The 5,000-nt window shown below is 54.2% G+C and carries 4 protein-coding genes and 2 rRNA genes (1 of these 6 running past the window's edge); 5 read left to right on the top strand and 1 reads right to left on the bottom strand.

Going from position 1 to position 5,000, the window contains the following annotated elements; genetic code table 11:
• The 3 genes from BG52_RS14050 to BG52_RS14040 form a co-directional block, all read left to right on the top strand.
• Positions 1-227 (top strand): 23S ribosomal RNA (locus BG52_RS14050) (its annotated part extends 2,084 nt beyond the left edge of the window); the annotation flags it as partial.
• Between the two features lie 419 nt (positions 228-646).
• A complete protein-coding gene (locus BG52_RS14045) occupies positions 647-1,531 on the top strand; it encodes a hypothetical protein (protein WP_036586451.1) in 885 nt (294 codons plus the stop codon).
• On the top strand, positions 1,531-1,872 hold the full coding sequence (locus BG52_RS14040) for a DUF2512 family protein (protein ID WP_051588181.1): 342 nt from the start codon (positions 1,531-1,533) through the stop codon (positions 1,870-1,872). Before BG52_RS14045 ends, BG52_RS14040 begins: the two co-directional genes overlap by 1 nt.
• A gap of 248 nt (positions 1,873-2,120) precedes the next feature.
• Here the strand turns inward: BG52_RS14040 and BG52_RS16585 are convergent, their stop codons facing one another.
• Complete coding sequence (locus BG52_RS16585; protein WP_051588183.1) at positions 2,121-2,426, bottom strand: hypothetical protein; 306 nt, start codon at positions 2,424-2,426, stop codon at positions 2,121-2,123.
• Between the two features lie 499 nt (positions 2,427-2,925).
• Here BG52_RS16585 and BG52_RS14030 point away from each other — a divergent pair, with 499 nt between their 5' ends.
• Both BG52_RS14030 and BG52_RS14025 read left to right on the top strand, forming a co-directional pair.
• Positions 2,926-3,108, top strand: coding sequence for a hypothetical protein (locus BG52_RS14030; RefSeq protein ID WP_036586453.1), 183 nt, complete (start codon positions 2,926-2,928; stop codon positions 3,106-3,108).
• A 431-nt stretch (positions 3,109-3,539) separates the two neighbouring features.
• A 16S ribosomal RNA gene (locus BG52_RS14025) occupies positions 3,540-5,000 on the top strand; the annotation flags it as partial.

Below are 5,000 nucleotides of genomic sequence, written 5' to 3'. Positions count from 1 at the left end.
ACCGGGATGGACGTACCGCTGGTGTACCAGTTGTTCCGCCAGGAGCACCGCTGGGTAGCCAAGTACGGACGGGATAAGCGCTGAAAGCATCTAAGCGTGAAGCCCCCCTCAAGATGAGATTTCCCAATCCGTAAGACCCCTGGTAGACGACCAGGTTGATAGGTTCGGGGTGGAAGCGCAGCAATGCGTGCAGCTGACGAATACTAATCGGTCGAGGGCTTATCCTAAGATACCCCAAAAGTGACGATATGCTTCGTAGCGTATGCCGATTACTTTTCGGGGGCCCCGAATGAGGGGAGTAAGAACAGGCAATCAGCTCACTTTACATTCGCATCCGGTTTTCAACGTGCAATGGCAAACGCACATAAAGAAACCGCTGAATGACGCTGCAGGCTGCAGCGCCGCTCAGCGGTTTTTTGCCGTTACCAAATAACGCTGGAAGCCCGAATAATAGGCGCTTCAAGGCGGAAATCTAAATGAGCGGTTTGAATTCCGTAGCGAAGTCGCCGACACGACGGCAGACTGACGAGGTGAGCATCCGATGAGGTATGTTATGGGGAATGGCTCCTCTCCGTGAAGGGCTAGCCTGCGGAAGAACCCCGAAGTCGTCGGAGCACACATCACATTATCGAGGGAGGTTTTACGGTTGAAGAACAAGGCGCTGTCATTGCTCGGTGTGATCGGCTTGTCCGCGATGCTGGTTGTCGGCTGCGGTACCAATAACGACAACGGGAATAACGGTACAGGCAGCCGCAACGGAAACACGGTCGGCACCCGATCGACCGACGGAGGCCGATACGATGGCCGCAATAACACCATTGGTCAAGCCGTCAATAACGCGCGAGACCGGACAGAAGACGCAAACGACGACGTACGCAGTCGGTTCGTAGCGATGGGCGAGAATGTGCGCAATCGTGTGAACGATATGGGGAACGATGCCCGGGATCGCATGGGTAATCTTGGCAATGATGTGCAGGGACTGGGGGAGTCGGGCTTCGGTCTGAGAGGCTTGGCCGATCAGCTCGGATTAACGGATGATCGTAACCGTAACGGAGGACGTCGCAGCAGCACTTCGCCTAACGGTGACGACGCCGGTGCCCATAACGGCGTAAACGGCTATGGTACGGACAACACAGGTAACTCCTATACGGGCAAGGATGCCGGTTACGGAGGACTGTTCAACCGAGGCGTAAATCGTTCGGGTATCATCGGTTACGGCACCAATGGTACGACTGACCTGTACGGCACAGCTCGCACAGGACTAGGCTCCAGACCGCATGGTGTCGGCGCGAACGTCGGGCTTATGATCGGTAATGCCGTCGTTGTAGCGGACAGCGGTAGTCTTGGCGGCAGGCAATCTAACGGTTCGTCCAGCAGTGAGGCCCGCGTATGGAAGGTCACGGATCAAAACGCCATCAACGCATTGAAGCGTGTGCAACAGAATATGAACGGCATGAATCCCAAAGCCAAGGCAGCCGAGATCGCTCGGGATATCGGGTATATTTTGAAACATGTCAAGGCGGCTGATTAGTGGTGATTAAAATTTTGCTGAAATGGCTGGTCAACGGCGGGATTGTCGTTTCGCTGTTGATCTACTACTCGGACGTCTCGTTCTGGGGCGCGGTGCTCGCGGCCACTGGCCTGACGTTCATCGCCTACATCATGGGGGATCAGATGCTGCTGCGCCATACGAACAACACCGTTGCGACACTGTCGGATTTTATTCTGGCCGCTGTCTATCTAGGTGTCCTGTCTTATTTCCTGGACTGGGGGCTAAACGTTGTTGAAACGTCATTTATATCCGGCATGGTTGCCCTCTCGGAATGGGTGCTTCACCGCTATGTTTTTAACGGCAAGCTCCAGCCTGTATGATCCTTTGACGACATTCTAACAATCATCATGCAAAAACAACCCCGTCCGGGGCTGTTTTTGTGTTCTCCTGAATTATTGTCGTACAAGCCGACGGTTGCGAATGAATTGTTACAAGCCAACTTCCACAACCGACAGGGAGGATGATAGTAGCGATGAGCGTTTGGATCAGTTATTTGTTGTTGGGACTTTCCTTGTCCGCTCCGATCGGGCCGATCAATGCGGCAGTCCAGCACATGGGGAATGGACTTTTATCCGGGTTGAAACGTCGTCCAAGGCACCAGAGTGATGGCGAGCAGGAGGGACGCGCTGTAAACGATCGCGAGCAGCAGCATCATTTTCCCCGTCTTGGGCGCGTCTCTTGGATTGCGGAGCCGAAGGGCCTTCATGCCCATGATCTCGATCCCGCCGAAGGTGTAAAAAGCAAACAGCAGTGACGCCCAAAGCCCTATCGCGCCGTGCGGAACATATTGGCCGATGGATACGGGCAGTGCGGGGTTGCTTCCTCCTTTTCCGAAAACGCCGAACAAAGCCGCCGTGCCGATAATGAGAAACATAACGATCACGGATATTTTGATCAGGGCGCACAGATTCTCGAATCGCTCGAAGGCCCCTGGTACCCAGCAGAACGATGATCAAGCCCAGCGTTCCATAACCGGCGGCGAATATCCATAACGGTACGTCCGGCAATCAGAACCTGGAGAAAAGCGACAGTGCGGTCCTTTGCCGAAAGCGGCAACGGCAAAGGCGATCACCGCGCCCGGTCCGCCGATGCGCAGGGCCAGCCCCGAGCCGAGAAATAACCTGTGCCGATCGTAAACGCAACGCCCAACAGGGAAAGCTGCCACCACTGTAATTTGTCTGTCTCTTTGCCTTGGATAGCGACTCGGTGGAGCGGCTCTGCGCGGAGGTTGCCTTGTTAGAATTCATGTTGTGCCCTCCCGTCTGATGGAATTCGCTAACCGTTAACTTGGGTGGGAGGACCGGCAATTATGTACGAAGGATAAAAACCGCAGGATGAGCTAAAATAAACTCCGACTACAAGGAGGCGATGCAATGAGCAGACTTAACGAATTCGTGGAAAATCACGAGCAGTTGGACACGATTAACGTCATTCTGAAACATTATGGCGTGAGCGCGGAATTCGTCGCCGAGACGCTGACCGAAGGTTTTGGGGAGGATAAGGAACTGCCGAAGGAGCTTGTGGAGGATCTAAAGCAGTTCAATGCGTCCCTTTAGTAATTGGCCGAGTCCGATCGGACAAGATAACGAACGCCTGACCTGACGCAGGGAGAGATGCGACAAAGCAGCCGGATGCGGGTGCAGGCTGTTTTGTCGCCGGCGGCGGGTTTAGCCAGAAGGCTAACGTTGCGTTGAAGATGCGGAACGGACAAACTTGAAATTGGAAATAATTGATGCTTGTCCCGACAGTTGTAATATGTTATTATATAACTCCTGCCGCCGACGAGGTATCAGGAAAAACCACGGATGCTTATCAGCCGAATGGTAACCGCCTTTTCCTGGAAAACATTGGCGCTTGCCAGGTGATAGAGCGGCGTGGTATATTATCAGAGTTGCCCTTTGAAAACTGAACAACGAGCGAAACTGCCCCATTTTCCTGCAAGGGAAGATGGAAAAGCTATACAAGTGATGAGCGATATCGACTCACTTTAATGGAGAGTTTGATCCTGGCTCAGGACGAACGCTGGCGGCGTGCCTAATACATGCAAGTCGAGCGGATTTAGTCGGGAGCTTGCTCCTGACTGAGTTAGCGGCGGACGGGTGAGTAACACGTAGGTAACCTGCCCGTAAGACCGGGATAACATTCGGAAACGGATGCTAATAGCGGATACGCAATACCCTCGCATGGGGGAATTGGGAAAGGCGGAGCAATCTGCCGCTTACGGATGGACCTGCGGCGCATTAGCTAGTTGGTGAGGTAACGGCTCACCAAGGCGACGATGCGTAGCCGACCTGAGAGGGTGATCGGCCACACTGGGACTGAGACACGGCCCAGACTCCTACGGGAGGCAGCAGTAGGGAATCTTCCGCAATGGACGAAAGTCTGACGGAGCAACGCCGCGTGAGTGAGGAAGGCCTTCGGGTCGTAAAGCTCTGTTGCCAGGGAAGAACGGGTAGGAGAGTAACTGCTCTTGCCATGACGGTACCTGAGAAGAAAGCCCCGGCTAACTACGTGCCAGCAGCCGCGGTAATACGTAGGGGGCAAGCGTTGTCCGGAATTATTGGGCGTAAAGCGCGCGCAGGCGGCTTTGTAAGTCTTGTGTTTAAACGTGGGGCTCAACTCCAGGTCGCATGGGAAACTGCAAGGCTTGAGTGCAGAAGAGGAAAGTGGAATTCCACGTGTAGCGGTGAAATGCGTAGAGATGTGGAGGAACACCAGTGGCGAAGGCGACTTTCTGGGCTGTAACTGACGCTGAGGCGCGAAAGCGTGGGGAGCAAACAGGATTAGATACCCTGGTAGTCCACGCCGTAAACGATGAATGCTAGGTGTTAGGGGTTTCGATACCCTTGGTGCCGAAGTTAACACATTAAGCATTCCGCCTGGGGAGTACGGTCGCAAGACTGAAACTCAAAGGAATTGACGGGGACCCGCACAAGCAGTGGAGTATGTGGTTTAATTCGAAGCAACGCGAAGAACCTTACCAGGTCTTGACATCCCCCTGACCGCATCAGAGATGGTGTTTTCCTTCGGGACAGGGGAGACAGGTGGTGCATGGTTGTCGTCAGCTCGTGTCGTGAGATGTTGGGTTAAGTCCCGCAACGAGCGCAACCCTTGATGTTAGTTGCCAGCAGGTAAAGCTGGGCACTCTAAGATGACTGCCGGTGACAAACCGGAGGAAGGTGGGGATGACGTCAAATCATCATGCCCCTTATGACCTGGGCTACACACGTACTACAATGGCCGGTACAACGGGAAGCGAAGTCGCGAGATGGAGCCAATCCTATCAAAGCCGGTCTCAGTTCGGATTGCAGGCTGCAACTCGCCTGCATGAAGTCGGAATTGCTAGTAATCGCGGATCAGCATGCCGCGGTGAATACGTTCCCGGGTCTTGTACACACCGCCCGTCACACCACGAGAGTTTACAACACCCGAAGCCGGTGGGGTAACC

The sequence above is a fragment of the Paenibacillus darwinianus genome (assembly GCF_000598065.1).
Classification (GTDB): Bacteria; Bacillota; Bacilli; order Paenibacillales; family Paenibacillaceae; genus Paenibacillus_I; species Paenibacillus_I darwinianus.
This window is presented reverse-complemented; position numbering and strand designations above follow the sequence as displayed.